26 protein-coding genes are annotated in these 26,943 nt (G+C 67.3%); 15 read left to right on the top strand and 11 right to left on the bottom strand.

From position 1 onward, the window contains the following. Positions 1-63: 63 nt before the first annotated feature. Entirely contained in the window at positions 64-2,454 is a 2,391-nt protein-coding gene (locus ACQY46_RS04945) for a 1-deoxy-D-xylulose-5-phosphate synthase N-terminal domain-containing protein (RefSeq protein WP_428699182.1), read from the bottom strand. A 203-nt stretch (positions 2,455-2,657) separates the two neighbouring features. Beyond that, the gene (locus tag ACQY46_RS04940; RefSeq protein WP_428699181.1) at positions 2,658-3,866 is read right to left on the bottom strand and encodes a methionine gamma-lyase; all 1,209 of its coding nucleotides are present in this window, start codon (positions 3,864-3,866) and stop codon (positions 2,658-2,660) included. Between the two features lie 173 nt (positions 3,867-4,039). On the opposite strand from ACQY46_RS04940, the gene ACQY46_RS04935 reads away from it, so the two are divergent. The 7 genes from ACQY46_RS04935 (at position 4,040) to ACQY46_RS04905 (ending at position 10,379) form a co-directional block, all read left to right on the top strand. Next, on the top strand, positions 4,040-4,492 hold the full coding sequence (locus ACQY46_RS04935) for an Lrp/AsnC family transcriptional regulator (protein WP_428699180.1): 453 nt from the start codon (positions 4,040-4,042) through the stop codon (positions 4,490-4,492). A gap of 201 nt (positions 4,493-4,693) precedes the next feature. After that, on the top strand, positions 4,694-5,602 hold the full coding sequence (gene phnD, locus ACQY46_RS04930; RefSeq protein WP_428700413.1) for a phosphate/phosphite/phosphonate ABC transporter substrate-binding protein: 909 nt from the start codon (positions 4,694-4,696) through the stop codon (positions 5,600-5,602). A gap of 117 nt (positions 5,603-5,719) precedes the next feature. Next, positions 5,720-6,538, top strand: coding sequence for a phosphonate ABC transporter ATP-binding protein (phnC, locus tag ACQY46_RS04925; RefSeq protein ID WP_428699179.1), 819 nt, complete (start codon positions 5,720-5,722; stop codon positions 6,536-6,538). A 3-nt stretch (positions 6,539-6,541) separates the two neighbouring features. Beyond that, positions 6,542-7,354, top strand: a complete 813-nt coding sequence (gene phnE, locus ACQY46_RS04920; protein ID WP_428699178.1) for a phosphonate ABC transporter, permease protein PhnE — start codon at positions 6,542-6,544, stop codon at positions 7,352-7,354. Position 7,355: 1 nt separating this feature from the next. Next, positions 7,356-8,171, top strand: a complete 816-nt coding sequence (gene phnE, locus ACQY46_RS04915; RefSeq protein WP_428699177.1) for a phosphonate ABC transporter, permease protein PhnE — start codon at positions 7,356-7,358, stop codon at positions 8,169-8,171. Between the two features lie 196 nt (positions 8,172-8,367). After that, complete coding sequence (locus ACQY46_RS04910) at positions 8,368-8,649, top strand: helix-turn-helix domain-containing protein (RefSeq protein WP_428699176.1); 282 nt, start codon at positions 8,368-8,370, stop codon at positions 8,647-8,649. Further along, complete coding sequence (locus ACQY46_RS04905; RefSeq protein WP_428699175.1) at positions 8,646-10,379, top strand: SulP family inorganic anion transporter; 1,734 nt, start codon at positions 8,646-8,648, stop codon at positions 10,377-10,379. Before ACQY46_RS04910 ends, ACQY46_RS04905 begins: the two co-directional genes overlap by 4 nt. An 18-nt stretch (positions 10,380-10,397) precedes the next feature. On the opposite strand, the gene modC is transcribed toward ACQY46_RS04905, so the two are convergent. From modC to ACQY46_RS04865, 8 genes are all read right to left on the bottom strand, one after another. Then, positions 10,398-11,507, bottom strand: coding sequence for a molybdenum ABC transporter ATP-binding protein (modC, locus tag ACQY46_RS04900; protein ID WP_428699174.1), 1,110 nt, complete (start codon positions 11,505-11,507; stop codon positions 10,398-10,400). Then, entirely contained in the window at positions 11,504-12,199 is a 696-nt protein-coding gene (gene modB / locus ACQY46_RS04895) for a molybdate ABC transporter permease subunit (RefSeq protein ID WP_428699173.1), read from the bottom strand. Before modB ends, modC begins: the two co-directional genes overlap by 4 nt. A 21-nt stretch (positions 12,200-12,220) precedes the next feature. Further along, entirely contained in the window at positions 12,221-13,063 is an 843-nt protein-coding gene (gene modA / locus ACQY46_RS04890; protein ID WP_428700412.1) for a molybdate ABC transporter substrate-binding protein, read from the bottom strand. 116 nt (positions 13,064-13,179) lie between these two features. After that, on the bottom strand, positions 13,180-13,614 hold the full coding sequence (locus ACQY46_RS04885) for a winged helix-turn-helix domain-containing protein (RefSeq protein ID WP_428699172.1): 435 nt from the start codon (positions 13,612-13,614) through the stop codon (positions 13,180-13,182). A gap of 148 nt (positions 13,615-13,762) precedes the next feature. Continuing rightward, on the bottom strand, positions 13,763-14,251 hold the full coding sequence (locus ACQY46_RS04880; RefSeq protein ID WP_428699171.1) for a DUF992 domain-containing protein: 489 nt from the start codon (positions 14,249-14,251) through the stop codon (positions 13,763-13,765). 181 nt (positions 14,252-14,432) lie between these two features. Continuing rightward, positions 14,433-15,068, bottom strand: a complete 636-nt coding sequence (gene pdxH / locus ACQY46_RS04875) for a pyridoxamine 5'-phosphate oxidase (RefSeq protein WP_428699170.1) — start codon at positions 15,066-15,068, stop codon at positions 14,433-14,435. A 100-nt stretch (positions 15,069-15,168) separates the two neighbouring features. After that, the gene (locus ACQY46_RS04870) at positions 15,169-16,041 is read right to left on the bottom strand and encodes a universal stress protein (RefSeq protein WP_428699169.1); all 873 of its coding nucleotides are present in this window, start codon (positions 16,039-16,041) and stop codon (positions 15,169-15,171) included. 19 nt (positions 16,042-16,060) lie between these two features. Continuing rightward, the gene (locus ACQY46_RS04865) at positions 16,061-17,545 is read right to left on the bottom strand and encodes a SulP family inorganic anion transporter (protein WP_428699168.1); all 1,485 of its coding nucleotides are present in this window, start codon (positions 17,543-17,545) and stop codon (positions 16,061-16,063) included. A 412-nt stretch (positions 17,546-17,957) separates the two neighbouring features. On the opposite strand from ACQY46_RS04865, the gene dnaK reads away from it, so the two are divergent. The 4 genes from dnaK (at position 17,958) to ACQY46_RS04845 (ending at position 22,849) form a co-directional block, all read left to right on the top strand. Then, positions 17,958-19,880 (top strand): molecular chaperone DnaK, encoded by a 1,923-nt coding sequence (gene dnaK / locus ACQY46_RS04860; RefSeq protein WP_428699167.1) that lies wholly within the window; start codon positions 17,958-17,960, stop codon positions 19,878-19,880. 154 nt (positions 19,881-20,034) lie between these two features. Continuing rightward, the gene (locus tag ACQY46_RS04855) at positions 20,035-20,928 is read left to right on the top strand and encodes an FkbM family methyltransferase (protein WP_428699166.1); all 894 of its coding nucleotides are present in this window, start codon (positions 20,035-20,037) and stop codon (positions 20,926-20,928) included. Then, entirely contained in the window at positions 20,928-22,058 is a 1,131-nt protein-coding gene (gene dnaJ / locus ACQY46_RS04850; protein WP_428699165.1) for a molecular chaperone DnaJ, read from the top strand. The genes ACQY46_RS04855 and dnaJ overlap by 1 nt, the downstream gene beginning before the upstream one ends. Positions 22,059-22,240: 182 nt before the next feature. Continuing rightward, positions 22,241-22,849: a class I SAM-dependent methyltransferase gene (locus ACQY46_RS04845; protein WP_428699164.1), complete on the top strand. Its 609-nt coding sequence runs from the start codon at positions 22,241-22,243 to the stop codon at positions 22,847-22,849. Between the two features lie 146 nt (positions 22,850-22,995). Here the strand turns inward: ACQY46_RS04845 and ACQY46_RS04840 are convergent, their stop codons facing one another. Next, complete coding sequence (locus ACQY46_RS04840; RefSeq protein WP_428699163.1) at positions 22,996-23,577, bottom strand: NADPH-dependent FMN reductase; 582 nt, start codon at positions 23,575-23,577, stop codon at positions 22,996-22,998. Positions 23,578-23,769: 192 nt separating this feature from the next. Between ACQY46_RS04840 and ACQY46_RS04835 the strand changes: the two genes are divergently transcribed. The 4 genes from ACQY46_RS04835 to ACQY46_RS04820 all read left to right on the top strand — a co-directional run bounded on the left by ACQY46_RS04835 (position 23,770) and on the right by ACQY46_RS04820 (position 26,893). Beyond that, entirely contained in the window at positions 23,770-24,132 is a 363-nt protein-coding gene (locus tag ACQY46_RS04835) for an MmcQ/YjbR family DNA-binding protein (protein ID WP_428699162.1), read from the top strand. Between the two features lie 285 nt (positions 24,133-24,417). Then, complete coding sequence (locus ACQY46_RS04830) at positions 24,418-25,107, top strand: GntR family transcriptional regulator (protein ID WP_428699161.1); 690 nt, start codon at positions 24,418-24,420, stop codon at positions 25,105-25,107. A 30-nt stretch (positions 25,108-25,137) separates the two neighbouring features. Next, on the top strand, positions 25,138-25,938 hold the full coding sequence (locus ACQY46_RS04825; protein WP_428699160.1) for a phytanoyl-CoA dioxygenase family protein: 801 nt from the start codon (positions 25,138-25,140) through the stop codon (positions 25,936-25,938). A 136-nt stretch (positions 25,939-26,074) separates the two neighbouring features. Continuing rightward, on the top strand, positions 26,075-26,893 hold the full coding sequence (locus ACQY46_RS04820) for an SDR family NAD(P)-dependent oxidoreductase (protein ID WP_428699159.1): 819 nt from the start codon (positions 26,075-26,077) through the stop codon (positions 26,891-26,893). The last annotated feature ends 50 nt before the right edge of the window (positions 26,894-26,943 follow it).

Raw genomic sequence — 26,943 nt, 5'->3', positions numbered from 1 at the left:
ACTGCCTATGTAAGCCGCCGGGACGCGTTTGCAAATCCCGTCAGGCCTGCAGGAGGATGCCGGTCAGAGCGGATTGACGAGGCGCACCGGCCGGCCGGGGGCAAGCTCGGAGGCGGCCGCAACGATCGCATCGGCATCGATGCCGAAGTGATGGTAGAGATCGGCGACCGTGCCGGTCTGGCCGAAATGCTCGACGCCCAGCGCCGCCGTGCGGTGGCCGCAGACAGAGCCAAGCCAGGCAAGCGTCGCCGGATGGCCGTCAAGCACGGTGATCATCGTGCAATGGGACGGCAAGCCGGACAGCAGGCGCTCGATATGGCTCATCGCGCCGCGATGGCCGCGCTTGCGCATGCGCATCGCGGCGTGCCAGCCGGCATTCAGCCGGTCGGCGGAGGTGACGGCGAGCACGCCGATGTCGCGCCGGTCGGTGCCGATGCGGCCCGCCGCCTCGATCGCCTCGGGCGCGACCGCACCCTGATAGGCGATCACCACCTCGCAATTGGGGCCCGGCTCGCGCAGCCAGTAGGCGCCGTCGATGACGCCGCGCCGGAACGCCTCGTCCTCGCGCCGCAGGGGCTGCTCCAGCGCCCTTGTCGACAGGCGCAGATAGACCGAGCCGCCGGTCTCGTCGCGCAGCCAGGTGCGCTCGTCATGGACCGCGTCGCCGTCGCGCTGCAGGTAGTCGAAGCTCCAGTCCATGATCAGCGACAGTTCGTCGAGCCAGGCCGGCTCGAACGAGGCGAGCCCGTCCTGGCTCATGCCGATCAGCGGGGTCGCGATCGACTGGTGGGCTCCGCCCTCGGGCGCCAGCGACACGCCCGAAGGCGTCGCCACCACCATGAAGCGGGCATCCTGGTAGCAGGCGTAGTTGAGCGCATCGAGGCCGCGCGAAATGAACGGATCGTAGAGCGTGCCGACCGGAATGAGCCGCTCGCCGAAAAGCGAATGCGACAGGCCGGCCGCGCCCAGAAGCAGGAACAGGTTCATCTCGGCGATGCCCAGTTCGATGTGCTGGCCTTCCGGCGAGAACGCCCATTTCTGGGCCGAGGGAATGCGCTCGTCGCGGAACGTGTCGGCAACCGCGTCGCGGGAGAACAGGCCGCGGCGGTTGACGAAAGGTCCGAGATTGGTCGAGACGGTGACGTCCGGCGAGGTGGTGAGAATGCGCGCGGCCAGCGGATGATCGGATTTCGCCAGTTGGTCCAGCACCTTGCCGAAGCCGGCCTGGGTCGACAGCACCTTGTCGTCGAGCCCCACCGGCCCCGGTGTCGCCACCCGGTCGGCCTGGAAGCGGCGGCGGCCGGCGGCGAAGAACGGCGTGTCGCCGATCACCTCGTGCAAGCCGGCCTCGTCCAGATCGAGGCCTTCGGCCATCTCCCATTCATGGCCGGAGCGCACGCCCATCTGGGTGCGGAACCCGTCCATCTGGGTCGGGGTCATCAGGCCGGCATGATTGTCCTTGTGGCCGGCAAGCGGCGTGTTCCAGCCCTTGATCGTGTAGGCGACGAAGGCGACCGGGCGGTCGTGCTTTGCCTGTTCCTTGAAGGTTTCGCCAAGGGTTTCAAGGCAGTGACCGCCGAGATTGGTCATCAGCTCCTGCAATTGCGCGTCGGAGCGGCTCTCGATCAGCGCGCTGACGTCGCCCTGGTCGCCAATGTCGTCGAGAAGCCGCTTGCGCCACGCCGCGCCGCCCTGGAAGGCCAGCGCCGAATAGAGCGCGTTGGGGCAAGTGTCGATCCAGTCGCGCAGGGCTTCGCCGCCCGGCTCCCCGAAGGCGGCCCGCTGAAGGGCGCCGAATTTCAGCCGCACGACGTCCCAGCCGAAGGCTCCGAAGATCGCCTCGATGCGGCCGGCAAGGCCTTCGCGGACGACGCCGTCGAGGCTCTGGCGGTTGTAGTCGATGATCCACCAGGTGTTCCGGAGGCCGTGCTTCCAGCCCTCCTGCAGGGCCTCGTAGACATTGCCCTCGTCGAGTTCGGCATCGCCGACCAGCGCGATCATCCTCCCCTCGTCGCGCGGGCTAGCCCAGGGCTTGGCCGCCAGATAGTCCTGAATCATCGAGGAAAAAGCCGTGATCGCGACGCCGAGCCCGACCGAGCCGGTGGAGAAATCCACGTCGTCGACATCCTTGGTGCGGCTCGGATAGGACTGCGCGCCGCCATAGGCGCGGAAGGCCTCGAGCTTCTCGCGCGTCTGGTTGCCGGCAAGGTACTGCATGGCATGGAAGAGCGGCGAGGCATGCGGCTTCACCGCCACCCGGTCTTGCGGGCGCAGGCAATCGAAATAGAGCGCCGTCATGATCGACACCATCGAGGCGCAGGACGCCTGATGGCCGCCGACCTTCATGCCATCGCCCTTTTCGCGCAGGTGGTTGGCATTGTGGATGGTCCAGCATGCAAGCCAGAGAAGCTTCTTCTCGATGGCCTTCAATGCGGTCTTGCGGGACGTGTCCATGAACGCTTGCCCTTCTCGGATGATGGCTCGGATGACAGCTGGAGTGACGGACGGCGCGGCCGCCCGAACGGTGGTTCGAGCGACCGAGGATAAGGTCGATCCGGTGCAATTTCAGTCCGATTTCGACAAGTTCGGCGTCAAAAGTTCGAAAGATTGATTCAGAAATTATCGAAATTGACGAAAATTATTTCCCTGAACCCCGTTCAGGCAGCGGCTTTTTGCAATCCCCGCAGGGCCTGTTCCAGATCGGCGAGGATGTCGCCCGGCGTCTCCAGCCCGACCGAGAGGCGGATCAGCCCGTCGGAAATGTCGTGGGCGTGACGCTCCTCGGCCGTGTAGGTCGAATGGGTCATGCTGGCCGGATACTGGACGAGGGTCTCGGCGTCGCCGAGGCTGACGGCGCGGCGCGCCAGCTGCAGGGTGTCGAGGAAGCGGATGCCCGCCTCCATGCCGCCGACCAGCTCGAAGGCGATCATGCCGCCGAAGCCGGGCATCTGCCGCGCGGCCAGCTCGTGCTGGGCAAAGCTTGCAAGCCCGGGATAGTGGACGGCGGCAACGGCAGGATGCGCCTCGAGCAGTTCGGCCGCGGCCATGGCGCTGGCGCAATGCCGCTCCATGCGCAGTTCCAGCGTCTTCAGCCCGCGCATGATCAGATGAGCGGTGAGCGGGGCCATGACGGCGCCGGTCATGTCCTTCAGCCCGACGAGACGCACCGCCTGCATGTCGGCGCCGTTGCCGACGGCGATGCCGGCGACGAGATCGCCGTGACCGCCGAGATACTTGGTCGCCGAATGGACGACGATGTCGGCGCCGAGCTCAAGCGGCCGGGTCAGGAGGGGCGTTGCATAGGTGTTGTCGACGACGGTCTTCGCGCCGGCCTCGCGGGCAATCGCGGAGATGGCGGCAATGTCGACGAGGCGCATGTTCGGATTGGCCGGCGTCTCGAAATAGACGATGCGGGTGCGGTCGGAGATCGCCGCACGGAGGTTTTCCGGATCGCGCATGTCGACATGGGTGACGGTCACGCCGAACTTCGCCAGCCCGTGGCGGAAGAAGGCGAAGGTGCAGCCATAGAGCGTCCTGTCGACGATGATCTCGTCGCCGGGCGAGAGGAAGGTCCACATCACCGCGGTGATCGCACCCATGCCGGAGGCGAAGGCGATCGCCGCCTCGCCGCCCTCCAGCACCGCCATGCGGTCCTCCAGCAGGGACAGGGTCGGGTTGGAGATGCGCGAGTAGACATGGCCCGCCCGTTCGCCGGCAAACATCTCGCCGCCGGCCCCGGCCGTCTCGAAGGCAAAGGTCGAGGTCATGTGCACCGGCGGGGTCAGCGCGCCCTCATGGGCAAGCGGATCGTAGCCGTGATGAATGGCGCGGGTGGCGAAACCGAGCGGACGGTTGCTGCGGGTCATGGCGAAGGCTCCTTTACCGGATGGCGGGCGGCGAGCGCGCGGGACGGCTCCGCCCCCTTGTCTCCCTGCCGAACTGCTGATGGCAGTCTAGGGTTTCGCGAAGGGCGATTTCTGGCGTATTTTGCCTTCATGCTCCTTCAGATTGGCAGTTCCTGCCAGCAAGAGGTCGAAACATGGACGAAATCGATCGCCGGATCCTGCGCGAATTGCAGAAAGACGGACGCCTGACCAACCAGGAGCTCTCCGAACGGGTGGGCCTGTCGCCCTCCCCCTGCCTGCGCCGGGTGCGGAACCTGGAGAAGTCCGGCGTCATTTCCGGCTATGCGGCCATTGTCGACCCTGAGGCCTACGGGCTGCCGGTGACGGTGTTCCTGCAGGTGAAACTCACTCCGCATACCCAGGAGACCGTCGCCACGTTCGAACAGGCGGTCGCCGGGATCGAGGAGATCATGGATTGCTATCTTCTGGCCGGGGATCGCGACTATCTGCTGAAGGTCGTGGTTGCCTCGCTCGCCGACTACGAGGGCTTCATGCGGCGGCGCATCCACAAGATCCCTTGCATCGCCTCGCTGGAATCGAGCTTCGCCTTCGGCACGGTCAAGCATGCCCAGGCGCTGCCGGGGTGAAACGGCCCGCATCCCGCTCCGGCAGGTGCAAGCCAAGGTCTTGACGCGGCTAAGTTTGTCCTCCAGCCTTCTACCAGGCTGCTCAGCAGACATCCGGACGACAACGGATGCGCATCGCACCCCAGTGGAGGAACTGACATGACCATGCACCTGACGAAAGTCGCCGGTGCGGCCGGCGTTGCCGCACTTCTCACCGCGCTCATGGCCGGCGCGGCGCAGGCCGAGTTCAAGCTCGACAGCCGCTACAGCGATGCCGATGGCGACCTGATCGCCGACATCCCGTCCGATCCCGCCCAGCAGGTCGATCCCTCGACCCTGATCTTCGCCTATACGCCGGTCGAGGACCCTGCGGTCTATGCGGAAGCCTGGGCCGATTTCCTGACGCATATGGAAAGCGTCACTGGCAAGAAGGTGCAGTTCTTCCCCGTCCAGTCGAACGCCGCCCAGATCGAGGCGATGCGCGCCGGCCGCCTGCACGTCGCCGGCTTCAACACGGGCTCCAACCCGCTTGCCGTCGCCTGCGCCGGGTTCCGCCCCTTCACCATGATGGCCAAGGCCGACGGCAGCTTCGGCTACGAGATGGAAATCATCTCCTATCCCGGCTCCGGCATCGAGAAGCCCGAGGACATCAAGGGCAAGACGCTTGCCTTCACCGCCGAGACCTCGAATTCCGGCTACAAGGCTCCCTCCGCGCTGCTCAAGGCCGAGTATGGCCTCGTCGCGGGAACCGACTATGAGCCGGCTTTTTCCGGCAAGCACGACAACTCGGTCCTCGGCGTCGCCAACAAGGACTATCCGGCGGCAGCCATCGCCAACTCGGTGATGCACCGGATGATCGACCGCGAAGTGGTCAAGGCGGAACAGATCGTCTCGATCTACAAGTCGCAGACCTTCCCGACCACCGGCTACGGCGTCGCCCACAACCTGAAGCCGGAGCTGCAGGAAAAGATCAAGGAAGGCTTCGCCACCTTCAAGTGGGAAGGCTCGTCGCTGGAGAAGGAATTCTCCAAGTCGGGCGAGGCGCAGTTCATCCCGATCACCTTCAAGGACAACTGGTCGGTGATCCGCCAGATCGACGCGGCCAACGACGTCTCCTACAACTGCCAGTAAGGGCAGCGCTGCAACTGAACGGGTGCGCGGGCGGCCTTCCGCCCGCGCATTCCCGTCGTTGTCGCGCTTTTCTTGCCCCCTCTTCCTCCGTGCCATTGCCACATTGCAGGACATCGCATGCTGACAGTCGATGCGCTCACCAAGACCTACAAGACCGGCGACAAGGCGCTGAAGTCGGTCAGCTTCACCGTGCCCAAGGGACAGGTGGTCGGCCTGATCGGTCCGTCGGGCGCCGGCAAGTCGTCGCTGATCCGCTGCATCAACCGCCTTGTCGAACCGAGCGAAGGCCGGGTGCTGCTCAATGACCTGAACATCACCGGACTGCCTGCAGGCGAGTTGCGCCGCGCCCGGCGCCGGATCGGCATGATCTTCCAGGAATACGCCCTGGTGGAACGGCTGACGGTGATGGAGAACGTGCTGTCGGGCCGGCTCGGCTATGTCGGTTTCTGGCGCTCGTTCCTGCGCCGCTATCCCGGCAACGACGTGGAGAACGCCTTCCGCCTGCTCGACCGGGTCGGGCTGATCGACCACGCCGACAAGCGCGCCGATGCGCTCTCGGGCGGCCAGCGCCAGCGTGTCGGCATTGCCCGCGCGCTTGCCCAGGACCCGGAACTGCTGCTGGTCGACGAGCCGACCGCCTCGCTCGACCCGAAGACCTCGCGACAGATCATGCGCCTCATTGTCGAGATCTGCCAGGAGCGCGAACTGCCGGCGATCATCAACATCCATGACGTCGTGCTGGCGCAGCAGTTCACCCAGCGGATCATCGGCCTCAGGGCCGGCGAGGTCGTCTTCGACGGCGCTCCGGACCTCCTCGACGAAAACGTGCTCACCCGCATCTACGGCGAGGAGGACTGGACCGCCATGCGCCGCGCGGCGGAAGAGGACGACCATGCGGAGCGCGACGCGGCCGAGCGCATGGCCGGGATGATCTGAGCCATGAGCGCAACCGCCACGACCTATCCCCGCCGCTGGCGCCGGCCGGCGACGATGATCCCCGATCCGCGCTGGCGCTACGGCATCTATGCCGCCATCCTGATCTACCTGGTGCTCGCCATCGGCTCGGTCGACGTCAACTGGGCCCGCGTGTGGGACGGGCTCGACCGGGGCGGCCGCTTTGTCATGGGCTTCCTCAAGCCCGACTTCACCAGCCGCTGGAAGGATATCAGCAACGGCATGGTGGAAAGCCTGACGATGACGGTGACGGCAACCGTCGCCGGCGTGCTGATCTCCGTGCCGATCGGCATCGGGGCGGCGCGCAACATCGCACCGCCTGCCGTCTACTACGCCTGCCGGGGACTGATCGCGCTGAGCCGCTCGCTGCAGGAGATCATCATCGCCATCCTGCTGGTCGCGATGTTCGGTTTCGGTCCCTTCGCGGGTTTCCTGACCCTTACCTTCGCCACGATCGGCTTCCTGGCGAAACTCCTGGCGGAGGACATCGAGGACATCGACGAGACCCAGGCCGAGGCCATCCGTGCCACCGGCGCCTCCTGGTGGCAACTCGTCAACTACGCGGTGCAGCCGCAGGTGATGCCGCGCCTGATCGGACTGACGCTCTACCGCTTCGACATCAATTTCCGCGAGAGCGCCGTCATCGGCATCGTCGGGGCGGGCGGCATTGGCGCGACGCTGAACACCGCCATCGACCGCTACGAATATGACAGCGCCGGAGCGATCCTCTTGATCATCATCGCCGTGGTGATGTTCGCCGAATATTCCTCCAGCTTTATCCGCAAACGGGTGCAATGACATGCCGGTGACGCAAACCGAAAACGGCCCGGTCTGGAGCCTGCGCACACCGCGCGCGCGGCTTGCCCTCTGGTGCGGCTGGTTCGCGCTCGTCGCGCTGACCGTCTGGTGCTGGCAGATCATGACGAAGGACACGATCTGGCTTTTCGTCATGGATGCGCCGCAGCAGGCGGCCGATATCGGCTCGCGCATGTTCCCGCCGCGGCTTTCCTATATCGAGAAGCTGCTCTGGCCCTTGTGGGACACGCTCAACATCGCGACGCTCGGCACCATGCTGGGCGTCGTCATCGCAATGCCCGTCGCCTTCCTGGCGGCGCGCAACACAACGCCGAGCCTGCTGATCGCCCGGCCGGTGGCGCTGTTCATCATCGTCGCCTCGCGCTCGATCAACTCGCTGATCTGGGCGCTGCTGCTGGTCTCGATCCTGGGGCCCGGCCTGCTCGCCGGCATCATCGCCATCGCCCTGCGGTCCATCGGCTTCGTCGGCAAGCTGCTCTACGAGGCGATCGAGGAGACGGATGCGAGCCAGACGGAGGCGATCGAGGCGACCGGCGCCAGTGGCGGCCAGGTGTTGATCTACGGCTACTGGCCGCAGATCGCGCCGGCCTTCTGGGGCATTTCCGTGTTCCGCTGGGACATCAACATCCGCGAGAGCGCGGTGCTCGGCCTTGTCGGCGCCGGCGGCCTCGGCCTGCAATTGCAGGCCTCGCTCAACGTGCTGGCCTGGCCGCAGGTGACGATGATCCTGCTCGTCATCCTGGCGACGGTCGTGTTCAGCGAATGGGTGTCGGCCAAGGTCCGTCACGCGATCATCTGAAAAGGACCGCCGGTCCACGCGCCTTGCCGGGCGCACAGCGCCGGGCCCGGCAGCAGGTCCGGCAACGGGTCCGGCAACGAGTTCGGCGTATCCTGTTGCCGCCTCCGCGAGGCTTCGTGTTTTCCCGTATTGATATCTGAGATATCTATTTGAGAGACTGGGATATCGATAATCCGCTTTGAGGCCGTATCCCGACATGATCACCGCCGCCCAGATGCGCGCCGCGCGGGCGCTGCTCGGCATCGACCAGAAGACGCTTGCCGAACGCGCCGGCGTCTCCGTGCCGACGATCCAGCGCATGGAAGCCAGTTCCGGCAATGTGCGCGGCGTCGTCGACAGCCTGACCAAGGTGGTGGAGGCACTGTCGCGCTCCGGCATCGAGCTGATCGGCGAAGGCGCGCCCTCCGCCGGCTCGGGGCGCGGGGTGCGGCTCATGGAGGTCTCGCCGCCCGCCGGACCCACGGGGCCGAGACCATGACGGCACCGGCCCCCTCCCCCACGAGCGGTCGCGCGGCCGGAGATCGCGCACCGGGCTTTGCCGAACTGTTCCTGCCGAAACTCGTCACCGTGCTGCGCGAGGGCTATACCGGCGCGCATCTGAAAGCCGACGCGATTGCCGGACTGACGGTGGCCATCGTCGCGCTGCCGCTGTCCATGGCGATCGCCATCGCCTCGGGCGTGTCGCCCGCGCAAGGGCTGACGACAGCGATCGTCGGCGGGTTCCTCGTCTCCGCGCTCGGCGGCAGCCGCTTCCAGATCGGCGGGCCGGCGGGCGCCTTCATCGTGCTGGTGGCGACGACGGTTGCAACGCACGGGATCGAGGGACTGGTGCTCGCCACCTTCCTGTCGGGCCTGATGCTGATCGCCGCCGGCCTGATGCGGTTCGGCACCTATGTGAAATTCGTGCCCTATCCGGTGACGGTCGGTTTCACCGCCGGCATCGCCGTCATCATCTTCGCCAGCCAGGTGAAGGATCTCCTCGGCCTGCATCTGTCGGGTCCTGAACCCGGGCCGCTTGCGGAAAAGCTGCCCGTGCTTTGGGCCGCGCTGCCGAGCATCTCCCCGGCGAGCGCGGTGCTCGCCGGCGCGACGATTGCCGTGATCGTGCTGCTCAAGCGCTGGCGTCCGTCCTGGCCGGGCCTGCTCGTCGCCATCGCGCTGGCCGGCACGGTGACGGCGCTGGCCGGACTGCCGGTGGAGACGATCGGCTCGCGCTTCGGCGGCATCCCCTCCGCCCTGCCGATGCCGGCACTGCCCGATTTCAGCCCGGAGCGGATCCTTGCCGTGCTGCCGAGCGCCCTCGCCTTCACGCTGCTCGGCTCCATCGAATCCCTGCTCTCGGCCGTCGTCGCCGACGGCATGAGCGGACGGCGGCACCGCTCCAATTGCGAGCTGGTCGGCCAGGGCATCGCCAATGCCGGCTCGGCGCTGTTCGGCGGGTTCTGCGTCACCGGCACCATCGCCCGCACCGCCACCAATGTGCGCTCGGGCGCGCACGGACCGGTGGCCGGCATGCTGCACGCGCTGTTCCTGCTCGCCTTCATGCTGGTCGCGGCACCGCTGGCCGCCTATATCCCGCTGGCGAGCCTTGCCGGCCTGCTCGCCGTCGTCGCCTGGAACATGATCGAGCGGCACGCGTTCGCGACGCTTCTGCGCGCCTCGCGCGGCGATGCGCTGGTGCTGCTCGCGACCTTTGGCCTGACCGTGTTCCGGGACGTGAGCGAGGCGATCATCGTCGGCTTCGCGCTCGGCTCGGTGCTGTTCATCCACCGCATGTCGCAGGTCACGGCGGTCGAGACGCACCTGCCCTTCGTTGCCGAGGACCAGGCCGACACGCCCGATGGCGGGCGCCGGCCCTATGACGAGGCAAGCGCCGTCGACCCGCAGGTGGTCGTCTACCGCATCTCGGGCGCCTTCTTCTTTGGCGCGGCCGCCTCGATCGCGGCGGTGCTCGAGCGGATCGCCGACAGCCACAGGGCGCTGGTGATCGACTTCGCCGCCGTGCCGTTCCTCGATTCGACCGCCGCGCACAGCATCGAGAGCCTGGCGGCCAAGGCCTCGCGGCGCGGCGTCGCGGTGGTGCTGAGCGGAACCGCGCCCGAAATCCGGCGCCAGCTTGTCGCGCAGGGGCTGGAGGCGCCGCTGGTCACCTATGCGGCGACCCTCGACGAGGGCCTGCGGCACGCCCACGCGGCGGTCGCCGGCTGAGGCACGCCGCCGGGCCCGTCAGTCGTCCCGGTCCTCGATCCAGACATCGCCCTGCGCCACCGCCACCGACTTGAGGATGGCGTGGCAGGCAAGGCCGGGGGCAAGGCCCAGCGCCTCGGCCGAGCGGCGGGTGATGCGGGCAAGCAGCCGCTCCTCGCCGGCGCGCAGCTGGACGACGACGCCCGGCCCCTCGCCCATGCGCAGCGCGGCGACCTCCACGGACAGGATGTTGAGCGCCGAGAGGCCGACCGGTGCCTGGCGCGACAGGATCACGTCCTGCGCGTGGATGCGCACGCGCACCCAGGTGCCGACGGTCGCCGCGACCTGCGGCAGGAACAGCGGCCCGGCGGCAGTTTCCAACTCGCTCAGCCCATCGGCATGGTGGTGCAGAACCCTTGCCCGAATGACGGCGCCGGCATCGCGAATGCCCAGCGTCGGCACCGCGCGCGGGTCGCTCAGCACCTCGGCCGGCGTGCCGGTGCGCACCACCTGGCCGTTGTCGAGCGCAACGACCGTGGTGGCGAGGCGCGCCACCTCGGCGACCGAGTGGCTGACATAGAGGATCGGCACCTCGGTCTCGTGGGCGAGGCGTTCGAGAAAGGGCAGGATCTCCGCCTTGCGCGCCTCGTCGAGCGCGGCGAGCGGTTCGTCCATCAGCAGCAGCCGGGGGTGGCTGAGCAGGGCGCGGCCGATGGCGACGCGCTGCTTCTCGCCGCCCGAAAGGGTGCCCGGCCGCCGGTCCAGCAGTGCCTCGATGCCGAGCAGCGCGACAAGACGCGCGAACGCCTCGCCGTCCGCGGCCCTTCCCTTCCTGCCGGAGAACCAGCGGCCGTAATTGAGGTTCTGGCTGACCGTCAGGTGCGGGAACAGGCGCCCCTCCTGGAAGACGTAGCCGATGCGGCGGCGATGCGGCGGGATCCGGATGCCGGTTTCGGTGTCGAAGAGGACGGTGCCGTTGATGCGCGCATGGCCCTGATCGACGGCAAGCAGCCCGGCCAAGGCGTTGACGATGGTGGTCTTGCCCGAACCGGAGCGGCCGAACAGGGCGGTGACACCGGGCGGCGCCTCGAAGCGGGCATCGAGGGTGAAACCGGGGAAGGCATGGCGAAGGGAGACGTCGAGGCTCATGCGCCGGAAATCCGCCTGGCGACGGCGCGGCCCACCCATTCGGAGGCAAGCAGGGCCGTCATCGCCACGACGATCGACACCAGCACCAGGCGGAAGGCGGAGGTCTCGCCGCCCGGCACCTGGAGGAAGGCATAGATCGCCGAGGGCAGCGTCTGGGTCTCGCCGGGAATGTTGGAGACGAAGGTGATGGTCGCCCCGAACTCGCCCATCGCCTTGGCGAAGGCAAGGATCGCCCCGGCAATGACGCCGGGCAGGATCAGGGGCAGGGTGACGGTGGCGAAGACCATGACGCGCGAGGCGCCGAGCGTGCCGGCGGCCTGTTCCAGCTTCGGGTCGACCGCCTCGATGGCAAGGCGGATGGCCCTGACCATCAGCGGGAAGGCCATGATGCCGGCGGCAAGGGCCGCGCCCGTCCAGCGGAAGGCGAAGACAAGGCCGAAGGCGTCATGCAGGAAACTGCCGACCGGCGCGCGCCGGCCGAAAGTCAGAAGCAGCAGGTAGCCGGTGACGACGGGCGGCAGGATCAGGGGCAGGTGCACGATGCCGTTGAGAAGCTGCTTGCCGGGGAACCGCCCCCGGGCAAGCAGCATGGCAACGGCGATGCCCGGCGGCAGGCTGACAAGCGTCGCCCAGAAGGAGACCCGCAGCGACAGGCCGACCGCGCTCCATTCTTCCGGGCTCAGGAAATCCATGCGCGTTCGTTCCGCCTGCCGTCAGTCGAGGACCACGAAGCCCTGTTCAGCGAAGATCGCGGCCGCCTCGGCACCGCCGAGGAAAGCCAGGAAATCGCCCGCCAGGGGGTTGTCGCGCCCGTCCAGCACTGCCGCAGGATAGACGATCGGGGGATGCGTGTCGGCGGGAAATGTGCCGACCACGCCGACCCTCGCCTCGGCCGCCGCATCGGTCGCATAGACGATGCCGAAGGGGGCCTCGCCGGTGGCGACAAGGGCAAGGGCGGCACGCACATTGTCGGCCTGCGCGACCTTCGGCTCGACAGCGTCCCAAAGGCCGAGGCGCGTCAGCGCGGCCTTGCCGTAGATGCCGGCGGGAACCGCCTCGACCAGGGCCATGGCCAGCCTCTCCTCGCCAAGGAGGCCGGACAGGTCGAGGGCGGGCGAAATCTCCAGGGGAGCGACATTGCCGCCATGGGCGATCAGGACGATGGAATTGGCAAGCAGGTCGCGGCGGCTGCCCTCGACCAGCAACCCGTCCTTCTCCAGCCTGTCCATCCAGTCCGCATTGGCCGAGATGAAGACGTCCGCCGGGGCGCCTGCCTGGATCTGGCGGGCGAGCGCCGAACTGCCGGCGAGCGAGACGACGACGTCATGCCCGGTCCGCGCCCGCCATGCGGCCGCGATCCCGTCCATGGCGTTCTTCAGGCTGGCAGCGGCGAAGACCGTGACACTGCCGCGCTCGGACGACTGAGCCCCGGTTTGGGTCCCGGTTTGGGCAAAGGCGGCGCCGGGGCCCGTTCCGGCGAGGGTGAGCAGCAGGGCCGCCGCGACGCACAGGCTGCGGATAACCGGAAACCGGCCGGTGGATGACGGGACACACATTCCGGAACGGCGCGCGGTCATGGCAAGCTCCTCACACGAAGGGACAGGCGCGGGGGGACCCCGCAATCGATATGTTCACCCCGACATATCGAAGATCCCCGGACGTCTGGCAACCGTTATTTCCCACCGGACATATCGATGCCGCCGCGCTCCCCGGTCCCGCGCTCCCCGCTCCCGCGCTCCCCGGTCCCGCGCTCCGCGAGCAGCAAGGCGCGCAGGCCGTCGATCTCCTCAAGGCCGGCGGCGGCGGCCTTCTCCTCCAGTTTCCGGTAGAGGGCGAGCACTTTCCTGCCCGCCTCGGTCAGGCGCGCGCCGCCTCCCTGCGTCCCTCCCCTGCTGCTTTCGACCAGCGGGGCATGAAACGTCGCATTGAGGCTTTCGGCCAGCATCCAGGCGCGCTTGTAGCTCATGCCCATGCGCCGCCCGGCAGCGGCGATGGAGCCGGTCTCGGCGATGTTTTCCAGAAGGTCCGCCTTGCCCGGACCAAAGGCCACGTCCGGCTCGAACACGAGGCGCAGGCGTATCCCGGTTGTCTTGTTTCCGACTTTCATATGCGGAACGTAGACGGTTTGGCCGGCGGTGGGAATCCGGGCGATGCGCGTGGTCAGAAGGCGGCGTTCCGCCGACACGCGAAGGGCGGCGAACCGGTGGGTTCGCCGCCCTTCGAAAGTTATCGTGGCGTTCTTTCGGCGGGACGGGTCAGCCGGCGGGCTCGAGCACCAGCGTCTTGACGCCGACGGTCAGGTTGGTGCCGGTCTGCGATTCCACGCTGATCGGGTTGAGCGCGATCGACTTGTCGAGGCCGCCGAGAAGCGCGTTGGCCGTCAGCCCGACGCCGAGGCTCGCACCGGCGGTGACCCCGCCATAGCTGCCGGCAAGCGCGCCCGGATCGGTATCGGCGGCCGGGGCGAAGACGCCCCAGACAAGCGTGGCATTGTCCTGCGTGCCGATATCGAGGCCGAACTCGCGGCTCTCACCCCGGTAGAAGGTGGCAGGGCCGCCGTCAACGGGCCGGTAGCTGCAGGAAAGCGAATTGGTCCCGCCGACGATGAAGTTGCTTTCACCCGTCACGTCGCATGTCAGCTTGCCGATCTCGACGCCGGGCTTTGCCTCTTGCGCGCCCGCCAGGGACGGCGCGGCGGCAAGGGCGAGAAAGGCGGTTCCGGCAAGGCCGATGGTTCGAAGCATGCAATCCTCCAATGGCTGCGGGCGGCCCCGGGAGGGGGGCCCGCTGTTGGTTGCTGCTCCTTCAACGGGTGAGGGGAGAAAAAGGTTCCAATGCCGCCCCAGAAAGACCGACGGCGCGTTCTCCCGCTTCCTGTCGACGGTGCGCGCCGCCTGACAAGGCATTGCAGGCCGCCCTTGCGGCTTACGGATAGAGACGTTCCGTCGTCCAGCCGCCTTCGGGCGCGGGACGGCGGAAGACGTGCCGGTCGTGCAGACGGAAGGGCTTGTCCATCCAGAACTCGATATAGACCGGGCGAATGCGGTAGCCGGTCCAGTGGTCGGGACGGGGCACCTCGCCAATGGCGAAGCGGGCGGCGTTCCTGGCGACGGCCTTTTCCAGCGCGAAGCGGCTTTCCAGCGGCCGCGACTGCTGGCTGGCCCAGGCGCCGATGCGGCTGTCGCGCGGACGCGAGGAGAAATAGGCGTCGGCTTCCGCCTCGCTGACCAGTTCGACCGGCCCGCGAAAGCGCACCTGGCGACGCAGCGACTTCCAGTGCAGCACGCCGGCGGCCTGCATGTTCTCAGCCAGCTCGTCGCCCTTTTGCGACTGGGTGTTGGTGTAGAAGACGAAGCCCGCCTCGTCGAACTCCTTCAGAAGCACCATGCGCACGTCCGGCAGGCCGTTTGCGCCGCAGGTCGCCAGCGACATCGCGTTGGGGTCGTTCGGCTCGCTCTTTTCCGCGAGCGCCAGCCATTCGGCGAAGATCGCGAAGGGGTCGCCCGCGGCGACACGCGCCTCCAGTTCGTCGCGGGAAGGGCTATCGGTCTCGGCGCTCATGGCAGACATTGTCCCGTGGCTGGCTGGCGGCTGGGCCGCGCAAGATCTCTCAATCCCGGTTTATATCGCAGCCCGGCGGCTTTGCCAGCAGGGCTGCATCTCAGCGGAACAGCATGACCGGGATCTTGCAGGAGCGGATCATCTCGCTCGTGGTCGATCCGATGATCAGCGAGCGAATGCGCGAATGCCCGTAGGCGCCCATGATCAGAAGGTCGATGCCGTCGTCTTCCACCGCCTTGGAAATCACCGTGTCGGGCTGGCCGGAACGGATCTCGGCCGTGACCGCATAGCCGCCGCCCTTGAGGATCGCGGCGGCGCCGTCGAGGGAGCGGCGCGCGTCCGGCGTGTCCTGGCCGACCATCAGGAGGCGGCAGTCGAGGCCGGCAAGAATGCGGCTGCGGGCGATGTGGTCGACCGCCTTGAGAGCGCTGGTGCCGCCGTCGAAGGCGATCAGCATCCGCTCGATCGGGCGGAAGGCGCGGGCGGCGACGAAGACGGGCTTCTTCGCCACGCGGGCGATCCGCTCCAGGTTGGAGCCAAGATGCAGCCGAGCGAAATCCGCCGCCTCGCCGCGCTTGCCGATGACGATGAGATCGGCGTCGGCTTCCATTTCGGCCAGCGTCTCGACCAGATCGCCGGCGCGCAGACGGGTGCCGACATCGGCAATGCCGGCCTCGTCCAGCACCCTGGCGGCATCGTCGAGGATCGCCCGGCCGCGCGCCTGGGCGAGCTTCGCCGTGCGGGCATCGAGCTCGGCCAGTTCGTTGAGCAGCGTGGTGCGGGCCCCGAGCGCGATGTTGCCGGAAAGATTCGCCGCGCCTCCCTCCGCCTGGCGGCGGCCGAGCACATGCAGCAGCTCGACCCTCGCCTGGTGGGGGGCGGCATCGCCGGCGCGCGCCGCGATCCAGGCGGCATTCTCGCAGACGCTTCGCGAATAGACGGAACCGTCGACCAGCGCGATCAGCTTTGTCATGGGATGTCCTCCGGCCTTGTCAGTGGCCCATCAGGCGTTCGAGCGCGCCGGGCTTGTCGTGAATGGCGAGCTTGTCGACGATCGTCTCGCTCGCCTCGTTGATGCCGACGATCTCGACCTCCGCGCCCTCGCGGCGGAATTTCAGCACGATCATGTCGAGCGAGGCGACCGCCGAGATGTCCCAGATATGGGCGCGGCTGACATCAATGGTCACCTTCTCCAGAACTTCCCTGAAGTCGAAGGCGGCTGTAAAGGCCTCCGCCGAGGCGAAGAAGACCTGCCCCTCGACCACATAGGTGCGCGAACGCCCGTCCGCCGACAGGCTTGAGGTGACGCGGAAGATCTGGGCGATCTTCCAGGCAAAGAAGATGCCCGACAGGAGCACGCCGATCAGCACCCCGATGGCGAGATTGTGGGTGAGCACCACACCGGCGACGGTCGCCAGCATGACCACCGAGGACGAACGCGGATGGTCCTTGAGATTGACGATCGACGACCAGCTGAACGTGCCGATGGAGACCATGATCATGATCGCGACAAGCGCCGGCATCGGGATCTTGGCCACCCACTCGCCCAGCGCGACGATGAGGAACAGAAGGATGATGCCGGCGGAGAAGGTCGACAGGCGGCCGCGGCCGCCCGACTTCACGTTGATCATCGACTGGCCGATCATGGCGCAGCCGGCCATGCCGCCGATGAAGGCGGTGGCCGAATTGGCGATGCCCTGGCCGATGCATTCCTGGTTCTTGTCGCTCGGCGTGTCCGTCAGGTCGTCGACGATGGTGGCCGTCATCAGCGATTCCAGCAGGCCGACGGCGGCGACGGCGGCCGAATAGGGCAGGATGATCAGCAGCGTTTCCAGCGTCAGCGGGATGTCGGGAATGAGGAACACCGGCAGGGTGTCGGGCAGTTCGCCCATGTCGCCGACGGTGCGCACGTCGAAGCCGAAGGCGATGGCCGCGGCGGTCAGCACCAGGATGCAGACCAGCGGCGAGGGAACGGCCGTCGTCAGGCGCGGAAAGAGATAGATGATCGCGAGGCCGGCGGCGACCATCGCGTAGGTCAGCCAGGTGACGCCGATCAGTTCGGGCAGCTGCGCCATGAAGATCAGGATGGCGAGCGCGTTGACGAAGCCGGTCATCACCGAGCGCGAGACGAAGCGCATCACCGAACCGAGCCTGAGCAGGCCCGCGACGATCTGCAGCAGGCCGGCAAGCACCGTGGCGGCGAGCAGGTATTGCAGCCCGTGCTCCCTGACCAGCGTCACCATCAGCACGGCGGTGGCGGCGGTGGCGGCCGAGATCATGCCGGGGCGGCCGCCGACGATCGCGGTGATCACGGCGATGGAGAAGGAGGCATAGAGGCCGACCTTGGGATCGACGCCGGCGATGATGGAAAAGGCGATCGCCTCGGGAATGAGGGCAAGCGCGACGACGAGGCCGGCAATCACGTCCTTGCGGACATTGCCGGTCCAGTCCTGCGCATAGTGGGACAATGAGAACATCAGGCCATCCGGTCTGGTGCCGCGCGGCGCGTCGCGGGTCGGTGCGTGTCGTGGAGAAACGAGCGGCATCCGTCGCCACGCGGGAAGGCGCACAGGATGCGGCCGCGCTCCGGCGGATCAGGTTCACGCCGCTTCTAGGCCGGTTCCCGCTGCGACGCAACACGGGCGGCCCGCCGCGGCGGCGGAGCGGGGACCGGGGAAGCCTTGCGCGCCGCCAGCCTTGCGGTGCGCCACCGCTCAACATATATAGCGGTCACGTTCCGCTCCCATGCCGCGCGACCCTGGGTTCACGTCATGCGGGGAGCAATTCACGACGTATCGACACAAGACGCGTAACGACAAGACGTACGAGAAGAGGGACCGGTCCGATGCCGTAACGGGTCCGACCGGTCTGCTGGAAAGGAAGGGCAATATGGCAAAGGTCATCGGTATCGACCTCGGCACGACCAACTCGTGCATCGCCGTCATGGACGGCAAGGCTCCCAAGGTGATCGAGAATTCCGAAGGCGCGCGGACCACTCCGTCCATGGTCGCCTTCAACGACGACGGCGAGCGGCTCGTCGGCCAGCCGGCCAAGCGCCAGGCGGTGACGAACCCGACCGGCACGGTGTTCGCCGTGAAGCGCCTGATCGGGCGGCGCTACGAGGACCCGACGGTCGAGAAGGACAAGAAGCTTGTCCCCTACTCGATCGTCAAGGCCGACAATGGCGACGCGTGGGTCGAGGTGAGCGGCGAGAAATATTCTCCCTCGCAGGCCTCCGCCTTCATCCTGCAGAAGATGAAGGAAACCGCCGAGAGCTATCTCGGCGAGCAGGTGACGCAGGCCGTCATCACGGTTCCCGCCTATTTCAACGACGCCCAGCGCCAGGCGACCAAGGATGCCGGCAGGATCGCCGGTCTCGAGGTGCTGCGCATCATCAACGAGCCGACGGCGGCGGCGCTCGCCTACGGTCTCGACAAGAACGACGGCAAGACCATCGCGGTCTATGACCTTGGCGGCGGCACGTTCGACGTCTCGATCCTGGAGATCGGCGACGGCGTGTTCGAGGTGAAGTCCACCAATGGCGACACGTTCCTCGGCGGCGAGGATTTCGACATGCGCCTGGTCGACTATTTCGCCTCGGAGTTCAAGAAGGACCAGGGCATCGACCTGAAGAACGACAAGCTCGCGCTGCAGCGCCTCAAGGAGGCGGCCGAGAAGGCCAAGATCGAGCTCTCGTCCTCGTCGCAGACCGAGATCAACCTGCCGTTCATCACCGCCGACGCGTCCGGTCCCAAGCACCTGACGATGAAGCTGACGCGGGCGAAGTTCGAAAGCCTCGTCGATGATCTCGTGCAGCGCACGATCGAGCCCTGCAAGGCGGCGCTCAAGGATGCCGGCATCGCCGCCGGCCAGATCGACGAGGTGGTTCTCGTCGGCGGCATGACGCGCATGCCGAAGATCCAGGAGGTGGTCTCCACCTTCTTCGGCAAGGAGCCGCACAAGGGCGTCAACCCGGACGAGGTCGTTGCCATGGGCGCGGCGATCCAGGCCGGCGTGCTGCAGGGCGACGTCAAGGACGTGCTGCTGCTCGACGTGACGCCGCTGTCGCTCGGCATCGAGACGCTGGGCGGGGTGTTCACCCGCCTGATCGACCGCAACACGACGATCCCGACGAAGAAGGGCCAGACCTTCTCGACCGCGGAAGACAACCAGACGGCCGTGACCATCCGGGTGTTCCAGGGCGAGCGCGAGATGGCGGCGGACAACAAGATGCTGGGCCAGTTCGACCTGGTCGGCATTCCCCCGGCGCCGCGCGGCGTGCCGCAGGTCGAGGTCACCTTCGACATCGACGCCAACGGCATCGTCAACGTCTCGGCCAAGGACAAGGGCACCGGCAAGGAACAGCAGATCCGAATCCAGGCGTCCGGCGGTCTTTCGGACGCGGACATCGAGCAGATGGTCAAGGACGCGGAAGCCCATGCGGACGACGACAAGAAGCGCAAGTCGCTTGTCGAGGCCCGCAACCAGGGCGAGGCGCTGGTCCACTCGACCGAGAAGTCGGTGAAGGACTATGGCGACAAGGTCTCGGCCGAGGACAAGGGCGCCATCGAGGCGGCTCTCGCCGAACTGAAGACCGCGCTCGAGGGCGAGGACCTGGAGCAGATCCAGGCCAAGACCCAGGCGCTGGCCGAAGTCTCGATGAAGCTTGGCGAGGCCATGTACAAGGCCGCCCAGGCCGAGGAAGACGGCGCGGAGGCCGGCGAGACCGGCGAGGCGCCCAAGGCCGATGACGATGTCGTCGATGCGGATTTCGAGGAAGTCCGCGACGAGGACGACAAGAAGTCCGCCTGATTGCTGAACGCAAGGGGCACGGAGCCGCCAGCCGGCGCCGTGCCCTGTTGCCGTTTCGCGATCACGTCCGGCCGTGCGGCGGAGGGATGTTTCCGTTCCCCGCACACGCCGTTCCTCGAAACCGATCATTGACGCTGGAGTGTGATACCCGGGCATGAGGCTGCGTTCGCTCGATCCGCCATTCGGCGCCCATGCCCTGTCCGCCCCGCGCGAGGCGCTGCGCCGGCTTGCCGGCGCGATGCCGGAGAACCGGCTGGGCCGGATCGGCGTCTCGCTGATCCGCAAGCTTGCGACCGGCGGCGCGCCCGGCCCCTTCGACGTCGAGGTGTTTCCCTCGATCCGCGCCCGGCTCTACCCGACCTCCAATCGCTGCGAGAAGCGCGCCGTCGCCGGTGCCCAGCTGTTCGACAGGGCCGAGCGGGCGGCCCTGCGCGACGTCTTCGCCGCCTCGCCCTCCTCCCCGTTCGTGTTTCTCGACCTTGGCGCCAATGTCGGCCTCTACAGCCTGTGGATGGTCAGCACCGCGCGCGCGCTGTCGCGCGAGGTGGTGGTGCTCGCCGTCGAGCCGGACGCAGGCACGCGGGCGCGGCTGGAGGCCAATCTTGCCGCCTCCGGCACCGACTGCGTGATGGTTGCCGACTGCGCCGTGGGCGAACATGCCGGCCGCGGCGCGATCCTCGCCCACGAGGGCAATCGCGGCGAGCACAGGGTGCGCTCCGCCGGCAAGGAAGACGCCGGGAGTTTCGAGGTGCTGCCGATCCACGAGATCTGCGCGCGGCGCGGAATCGCCCGCATCGACGCGATGAAGGTCGATCTCGAAGGCCATGACGAGGCGGCGCTGCGCGGCCTGTTCGCCAACGGGCCGGCGGACCTGCGCCCGGGCTTCATCGTGGTCGAGGCCGGCAAGGAGAAGGCGTTGCCGGGCGTCGTCCGCATCTGCCTCGACAATGGATACGAACTCGCCCGCCGCACCCGCCTCAACGCGCTGCTTCGGCGCGTCGAGCCGCAGGATGCCGACACGGCCGGGCGCAGGGATGGAACAGCCTGATGGACAAGCGCGACTATTACGAGGTGCTGGGTGTTGCCCGCGATGCCGACGAGAAGGCGCTGAAGAGCGCCTATCGCAAGCTCGCGATGCAGTTCCACCCGGACCGCAACCCGGGCGATGCGGAGGCGGAAAACCGCTTCAAGGAAGTCAGCGAAGCCTATGACACGCTCAAGGACGCGCAAAAGCGCGCGGCCTATGACCGGTTCGGCCATGCGGCCTTCGAAAACGGCGGCTTCGGCGCGCGTGGCGGCGGCGGCCATCCCGGCGATTTCGCCTCGGCCATGTCCGACATTTTCGACGAGTTCTTCGGCATGGGCGGCGGTCGGCGGGGCGGTGGCCGCGACCGGGGCGCGGACCTGCGCTACAATCTCGACATCTCCCTGGAAGAGGCCTTTGCCGGCAAGGCGGTCGAGATCGAGGTGCCGACCTCGATCTCCTGCGAGGCCTGTTCCGGATCCGGCGCAAAGCCCGGCAGCGCACCCACCATCTGCCGCACCTGCGGCGGCTCGGGACGGGTCAGGGCCTCGCAGGGCTTCTTCACCCTGGAGCGCACCTGCGCGGCCTGCCAGGGACGTGGCCAGGTGATCGCCGATCCCTGCACCGAGTGCTCGGGCGCCGGGCGCAAGATCGTCAACCGGATGCTGTCGGTCAACATTCCCGCCGGCATCGAGGACGGCACGCGCATCCGCCTTGGCGGCGAGGGCGAGGCGGGCCTGCGGGGCGGCCCCTCCGGCGACCTCTACATCTTCCTGTCGATCCGCCCGCATGCCTTCTTCCAGCGCGACGGCGCGGATCTCTATTGCCGGGTGCCGATCTCGATGACGACGGCGGCCCTTGGCGGCCAGTTCGAAGTGCCGACGCTGAGCGGCGAGACCACGCGGGTCAAGGTCCCCGAGGGCACCCAGACGGGCAAGCAGTTCCGCCTGCGCGGCAAGGGCATGCCGGTGATGCGCTCGCAGCAGTTCGGCGATGCCTATATCCAGGTGACCGTCGAGACGCCGGCCAACCTGACCAAACGGCAGCGCGAGCTGCTGGCGGAGTTCGAGCAGGAATCCTCCGGCGACACGCATCCGGAATCGCACGGCTTCTTCGCCCGGGTGAAGGACTTCCTCGACAATCTCGGCAATTGAGGCGGTCCGCTTCGCGGAGCGCCGCGTAAAACCGAAAAGTGTCGTATTGCCGGGAGATACGCTCCCGGGTCGTGGCCGCGCCATGAATTCGCCATGAGGCGCGACCACCTTGCTGTGCCAACCTGAGCGGCCACAGGCCCCGGACGGCATGTTGTTTTGACGTTTTCAGGGTGGATTTCAAAATGCTCGATGTTTCCGCGCGCAAGGTCAAGGGCTTCTCGGCGAAGCTTGCCGACGAGATCCGCTTCATCCGCAACTGGGCGGAAAACCCGCTGACCACCGGCGCCGTGAGCCCATCCGGGCCGGACCTGACGCGGCGGATGGCAAGCTTCATCGAGCGAGACAGGCCAGGCGCCGTTCTGGAACTGGGACCGGGCACCGGTGTCGTGACCCACGCGATCCTGGAACGCGGCATCGCGACCGACCGGGTGATCGCGCTGGAGTATAACGAAGACTTCTGCCGGCTCCTGCGCCGCCGCTATCCCGACATGGCCGTCGTCGAGGGCGACGCCTATCAGCTGCGCAAGACCCTTTCGGACATTCCCTCCGGTTCGCTCGCCGGCATCGTCTCGTCCCTGCCGCTGTTCTCGCGTCCCAAGGCGGAGCGCCGCGCCCTGCTCATGGAAGCGTTCGAGCTGCTGCAGCCGGGCGCGCCGTTCATCCAGTTTTCCTATGCGCTGGTGCCGCCGGTGGAGCCGGAGCCCGAGAATTTCACGGTGCAGCGCAGCGGCTGGATCCTGAAGAACCTGCCGCCGGCGCGCGTGTGGGTCTACCGGCGCACCGTCGTCTGAGACCAACGCAACGGCCCGGGCTTGCGCGACGAACCGTGCCGCGCTGCCAACCCGGCTCCCTTCCCCGTCTGCTGCAACCTCTCTGGCCGAGGACCTCTCTGGCTGCAACCTCTCTGGCCGACGACCTGTTGGCCGCCACCCGGCGTTCAGCCGTGCAGCTTCACTTCCCTGATCAGGCGGTCGACCATCGCCTGCAGCAGTTTTGCCGTGCGCTCGTTGACGGGCTCGCCATGCTCGTCGAAGGCCGAGGCCGCGTTCGGCACCATGCCCATGTCCGGGATCACCAGCGCGCCGAGGCCGACTTCAAGGATCGTGCGCAGGCCGATCAGGCCGCGAATGCCGCCAAGCCCGCCCGGCGATGCCGCCCCCAGTGCGAAGACCCGGTTCCTGAAGGCAGCAGCCGGCGGCTCGCCCTCGTCCGACAGGCGCGACACCCAGTCGAGCGTGTTCTTCAAAAGCGGCGTGATGGCGGTGTTGTATTCCGGCGAGGCGATGAAGACGCCGTTGTGCCTCTGGAACACCGCCTTGAGCTTGCGCGCCGTCTCCGGCGCCCCTTTTTCCTTCTCGGTATCACCGTCGTAGATCGGCATCGGATAGTCGGCGAGCGAGATCTGCGTCACCTGCGCATCGGCAAGGGCGGCATATTTCGCCACAAGACCCGCGAGCTGCGTGTTGTAGGAACCTGAACGGACAGAGCCGGACAGGACGAGAATGCGGACGTCTTGCATGAAGCCTCTCAAGGTCAGACCGGATGGCGTCCGGTGCTGGTTGCGTTACCCGCCATATATGCGCAAGCTCGACAAACGCCAGAGCCATGGCGACATGATTCCCCCCTGTCACCTCGTTCCGGCGCGCGTCCGATGTCCCGGCCGGCTCTGCGCAAATATCGCTTTCACACCATCGGGAACGAGGCAGACAGGATGACGCGTGCGGATTTCGACGCCTATTGCGCGACATTGACGGCAACGACCCATGTCGTCCAATGGGGCAATGCCTCGGTCTGGAAGGTCGGCGGCAAGATCTTCGCCGTTTGCTCGAACTGGGGCGAGGGCGCCAGCGAGGCGATCGCCTTCAAGTGTTCCGAGCTCAGCTACAAGATCCTGACAGAGCTCGAAAATGTCGTGCCGGCGCCCTATCTCGCCCGCGCCTCCTGGGTGCAGGTGCGCGGCGGCGCGCCGCTCGATGACGAGGACCTGCGCGCCCATATCGCCGAGGCACACCGGATCGTCGCGGCGAAACTGACCCGCGCCCTTCGCAGCGAACTCGGGCTCCAGGGCAGCTAGGGTCAGGATCCGAGACCCGCCCGGCGTTTCGGCGGTTCCGGACGCTATTCAACTTTGCCTCCATCTCCTTGCCGGCGTTGCCTGGCTCCTTCCTGCGGGCTCCGCCGCGCGGCGCAAGCGCTTTCGCGTGCGCCGACAGCTGTTGCCGCTCTTTCCGGTCGATCGGAATTCGGAATTCCATGCTTGACGACCTATCATCATGCGTGCTTGAATTCGGAATTCCAAATTCCAGAGCGGTCGGTCAGCGGGATCGACCGGAACGGCGAACGAGGGACGCAAGACCGGATGGAACTGATCGACCCGACACCGATCCTCGTCGACCGCGTCTACGACAAGCTGCGCCACGCGATCGCGACCTGCGCGCTGGCGCCGGGCGAGCGGATCCGCCAGGCGGAGCTTGCCGACCGGCTCGGGGTCTCGCGCCAGCCGGTCAGCCACGCGCTGCAGCTTCTGAAGCGCGACGGGCTGGTCGAGGAAACCGGCCGCAAGGGGCTGAAGGTCACCGAGATCGACCCGGCGCATCTGCGCGACGTCTACCAGGTGCGCGCGGCGCTCGATGCCTTGGCCGCAAGGCTTGCGGCCGAACGCGTGGCGGCGGGGGAGATGCCGACGGCGGCGGCACCCGCCCTTGCCGCGATCCTCGACAAGGCCTGCGCCTTTGGCGACAAAACGCCGACGGACGAGCGCATCGCCCTCGACATCGCCTTTCACAACCAGATCATCGCCATGTCCGGCAACCGGCGGATCGCCGAAACGCTGGAGCCGCAATTCGCCCACATGATGCGCTCGATGCGGCTGGTACTCGACATTGGCGGATTTCGCGCCAAGGCCTGGCAGCAGCACGGCGAGATCGCCCGGCTGGTGCTGGCCGGAGACACGTCCGCCGGAGAGGCGGCGCGAGCCCATGCGGAAATCGCCGGGCGCGAGACGGAAGCCCGGCTGCGCGAAGGCCGGGCACTGAGGCATTCGGCCTGAGAGCCGAAGCCGACACAGGAGGAACCACCCATGAAACTGACAGACGAGCAGATTGCCGAGTTCAACCATCAGGGCTTCCTGTTCCTGCCGGAAGCCTTTTCGCCGGAAGAGGTCGAGGTGATGCGCGAGGCCGCGGCCGGCATCTTCGACGAGGACCGCAAGGAGATCTGGCGCGAGAAGGACGGCACGCCGCGCACGGCCTTTGCCTGCCACACCTATAACGAGGCGTTCCGGCTGCTCGGCCGGCATCCCCGCCTGATCGAGCCGGTGGAGCAGATCTTCGGCGAGCAGCTCTACATGCACCAGTTCAAGGTCAACGCCAAGGCGGCCTTCACCGGCGACGTGTGGCAGTGGCACCAGGATTTCCCGACCTGGCACAAGGACGACGGCATGCCCGAGCCGCGGGCGATGAACATTTCCGTCTTCCTCGACGACGTGCTGCCGATCAACGGGCCGCTGATGGTGATCGCCGGGTCGCACACCCACGGCCAGCTGAAATCCGAATACGACACCACAACGACCAGCTACGGGCTGTGGACGCTCGACAATGACACCGTCACGGAGCTTGCCGCCAAGGGCGGGATCGCGGCGCCGACCGGCAAGGCCGGCGGGCTGCTCATCCATCACGGCAATCTCGTGCACGGCTCGTCGGGCAACATCACCCCCTACCCGCGCAAGATCGTCTACCTGACGCTGTCGACGGTCTCCAACGCGATCCGCAAGCCGACGCGGCCGGAGTTCATCGCCCATCGCGACTTCACGCCGATCGAACCGGTCGCAGACGACGCGCTGGCCCGCTACGCGCGCGCCCATCGCGAGGCGGCGGAATAGGCTCCTCCCACAGGAGACAGACGCCGCGCCCGGAAGGGCACGGCTCCCAAGTCCCACGGAGCAGGATCCGGGCGGCACCGTGCTGCCCGGGTCCGTTTTCACAACCGGCCAACGGCCCTTTCCCGGGAAATCGCAGATGACAGACCGCACGCCCTCCCCGTCAACGGGCCGGCTCGCCGGCAAGATCGCCATGGTGGTCGGCGCCGGCTCCTCCGGCGAAGGCTGGGGCAACGGCAAGGCCGCCGCCGTGCTCTTTGCCCGGCAGGGGGCGACGATCTTCGCGGTCGACCGCGACGCGCACGCGGCGATGGCGACCCGCGACATCATCGAGGCGGAGGGCGGCACCTGCGAAACGAGCGAGGCCGACGTCTCGCGCGATGCCGACGTCGCCGCGATGGTTGCCGCCTGCCTCACCCGCTTCGGCCGCATCGACATCCTGCACAACAATGTCGGGATATCGGAGACCGGCGGCCCGGTGGAAGCCAGCGAGGACAGCTGGAACCGGGTCATCGCGATCAACCAGACCAGCGTCTTCCTGACCTGCAAGCACGTGCTGCCGGCCATGATGGAGCAGCGCGCCGGCGCCATCGTCAATGTCGCCTCGATCGCCGCCTCGCGCTATATCGGCTTTCCCTACGCGGCCTATTCGGCCTCCAAGGGCGCCGTCGTCGCGATGACCCGCAACATCGCCCTGCAATATGCCTCGCACGGCATTCGCGCCAATTGCGTTTCGCCCGGCCTGATGAACACGCCGATGATCCGCAAGCCCCTTGCCGGAGCCTATGGCGGCGAGGAGGAGATGATCGCCAAGCGCGACGCGCAAAGCCCGACCGGCCGCATGGGCGATGCCTGGGACACGGCGCATGCCGCGCTTTTCCTTGCATCCGACGAAGCCCGCTACATCACCGCGCATGAGCTGGTTGTCGATGGCGGCCTGACGGCGAGTTGCGTGTGACCATCCGGCGGGCTCAGGCGTCTTGACATTTCAGTCCCAAATGAGACATC

The organism is Stappia sp. (assembly GCF_965276915.1).
Taxonomy (GTDB): Bacteria; Pseudomonadota; Alphaproteobacteria; order Rhizobiales; family Stappiaceae; genus Stappia.
This window is presented reverse-complemented; position numbering and strand designations above follow the sequence as displayed.